The organism is Planomonospora algeriensis (assembly GCF_977012225.1).
Genome location: NZ_CDRNDK010000774.1, coordinates 1 through 1890, shown reverse-complemented (window position 1 = coordinate 1890; position 1890 = coordinate 1). Strand labels below are relative to the sequence as shown.

The 1890-nt window shown below is 78.1% G+C and carries 3 protein-coding genes and 1 pseudogene; all 4 read right to left on the bottom strand.

Annotated elements, in window-relative coordinates:
* Window positions 1-305, bottom strand: a 305-nt coding sequence (locus tag ACWJ6R_RS35630) for a TadE/TadG family type IV pilus assembly protein (protein WP_449066429.1), incomplete at its 3' end; no start/stop codon positions are given.
* Window positions 302-754, bottom strand: coding sequence for a TadE/TadG family type IV pilus assembly protein (locus ACWJ6R_RS35625; RefSeq protein ID WP_449066430.1), 453 nt, complete (start codon window positions 752-754; stop codon window positions 302-304). The genes ACWJ6R_RS35630 and ACWJ6R_RS35625, both read right to left, overlap by 4 nt.
* 15 nt (window positions 755-769) lie before the next feature.
* Window positions 770-1657, bottom strand: a complete 888-nt coding sequence (locus ACWJ6R_RS35620) for a type II secretion system F family protein (RefSeq protein ID WP_449066428.1) — start codon at window positions 1655-1657, stop codon at window positions 770-772.
* Window positions 1657-1890: pseudogene (locus ACWJ6R_RS35615) on the bottom strand (type II secretion system F family protein); the annotation flags it as partial. The gene ACWJ6R_RS35620 and the pseudogene ACWJ6R_RS35615, both read right to left, overlap by 1 nt.

The window sequence follows — 1890 nt, the reverse complement described above, 5'->3', positions numbered from 1 at the left end:
GCCACTCCGGCGGCCTGGCGGGCGGCGCCGTCGACCTCCAGCCGCGCGCTGACCAGGCCGCCCGCCGCGACCGCGGCCAGGACCAGCAGGAGCAGCAGCGGAACGAGCAGGACCAGCCCGACCGCCGCGGTCCCCCGCTCCGCCCGGGGAACCCCGCCAGGCAGCGGCCCCTCACCCCGATCCATCCCGCCAGGCAGCAGTTCTCCTCCCTGCGCCGCCCCACCGGGCAGCGGCCCCTCATCCCACGCCGCCTCACCGGACAGGGACTCTCCGCCCCACGCCGCCCCACCGAGCAGGGACCTCACCAGCCGTCCCCCATGTCTCCCGGCCGCTCCACCGGACCGTGCACGACCACCCGCACCGGGAGCTCCAGGAACGGCACGACCGCCTGGGCTACCCCGCTGACCTCGGCGCGGGCGGCGTCCGCCGTACGGGACACCGACGCCCGCGCGTCGCGCAGCACCGGCCGTCCGATCTGGGACAGCAGCAGCGACGCCTTCACCCGGCCGGCCTCCGCACCGGCCCCGTGGACCCGGGCGGACGCCAGCGCCTCGGCCGCCGTCGCCTCCGCGACATGTACGGCGTGCCGCCACACCCCGAACTGCACGACGATCAGGACGAGCGCCAGCGCGGCGGGGAACGCCACCGCCGCCTGGACCGTCGCCGCCCCCCGGTCCCCCTGCCCCTTCCGGTCGTTCCCTCCACCGCTCCGGTCGTCTCCTCCGCCGCTTCGGTCGTTCCTCCAGTCGTTCAGGACTCCTCCAGCCGCTCAGAGTCCGGCCAGGACCGAGGCGACGGCCGGATAGCCGGTGAAGATCAGAAAACCGAGGAGCAGCCCCGCCACGGGCAGGCCCATGCGCTCCGTCGCGGCCCGGGCGGCGATCTCGGTCTCGGTGAGCCGCCGGGCCCGGAGCTCCGCCGCCCGGGCGGTGAGCGAGGCGCGCAACCGGGTGGCGTCGGCCCCGGCGAGCCCGCCCGCGGCGGCGAGCCCGGCCAGCTCGTGCACGCCGTACTCCTCGCCCATCCGGCCGAGCGCGGCCCACGGGGGACGGCCGGAGGTCAGGGCGGCCCGGACCGTGACGCCGAGCCGCTCGAACGCCCACCCCTCACCGGCCCGCGCCGCCTCGGTCAGCGCGCCGTCGATGTCGCGGTCCTCCGCGAGGGCGATGACGGCCAGGTCCAGGAAGGCGGAGAGCGCGTGGCGGAGCTCGTCCCGTCGCCGGGCCGCACGGGATCGCAGCACCAGGTCGGGAGCGAGGAACCCCGCCGTCCCCAGGAGCGCGGACGTCCCGGCGGAGACCTGCCAGGGCGCGGAGGCGTCCGCGAACGCCGCGGCCGCGCAGGCGGCGGGGCCCAGCAGCGCGCCCGTGAGCCCGACGACGGCCTTCTCCCCGAGCAGGCCGTTCGTGCTCCCGCCGCAGACGGCCAGGTCGCGGCGGGCCGCGACGCCGGGCAGTCCCCAGGCGGCCAGCGGTCCGGCCAGCGGGCGGCCGAGGCGCGCGAGGAGGCCCGCGCCGGGATCGGCGGGACGCACCGGGGTCCCGTGGCGGAGCCGGTGGAGCTCCTGGGCGAGCGTGGGACGGGCGGGCCAGAGCCCGAAGAGGATGGAGACGATCCCCAGACCGGTACCCGCTCCGAGCAGCAGCGCGAGCGCCATCAGGCATCGCCCCCGTCCGGCCGGAGCGGCAGGCGCGGCGGTTCGGGGACGCGGCCGAGCCGGTGCAGCAGGAGGAACGAGCCCGCGGAGACGAGCCCCGCCGCCAGCAGGACGAGCTGCCCGGCCGAGGTGTCGTAGGGGGCGAGGAACTCGCGGTTGAGCAGCACCAGCCCGCCCGCCGCCACCGCCGTGGCGGCGACGACCGCCCGGGCGGACGACCTGGCCCTGGCGCG

What these genes read in the sequence shown, in the direction of transcription:
- ACWJ6R_RS35620 (WP_449066428.1), bottom strand. Translation starts at nt 1,657, where the DNA reads ATGGCGCTCGCGCTGCTGCTCGGAGCGGGTACCGGTCTGGGGATCGTC.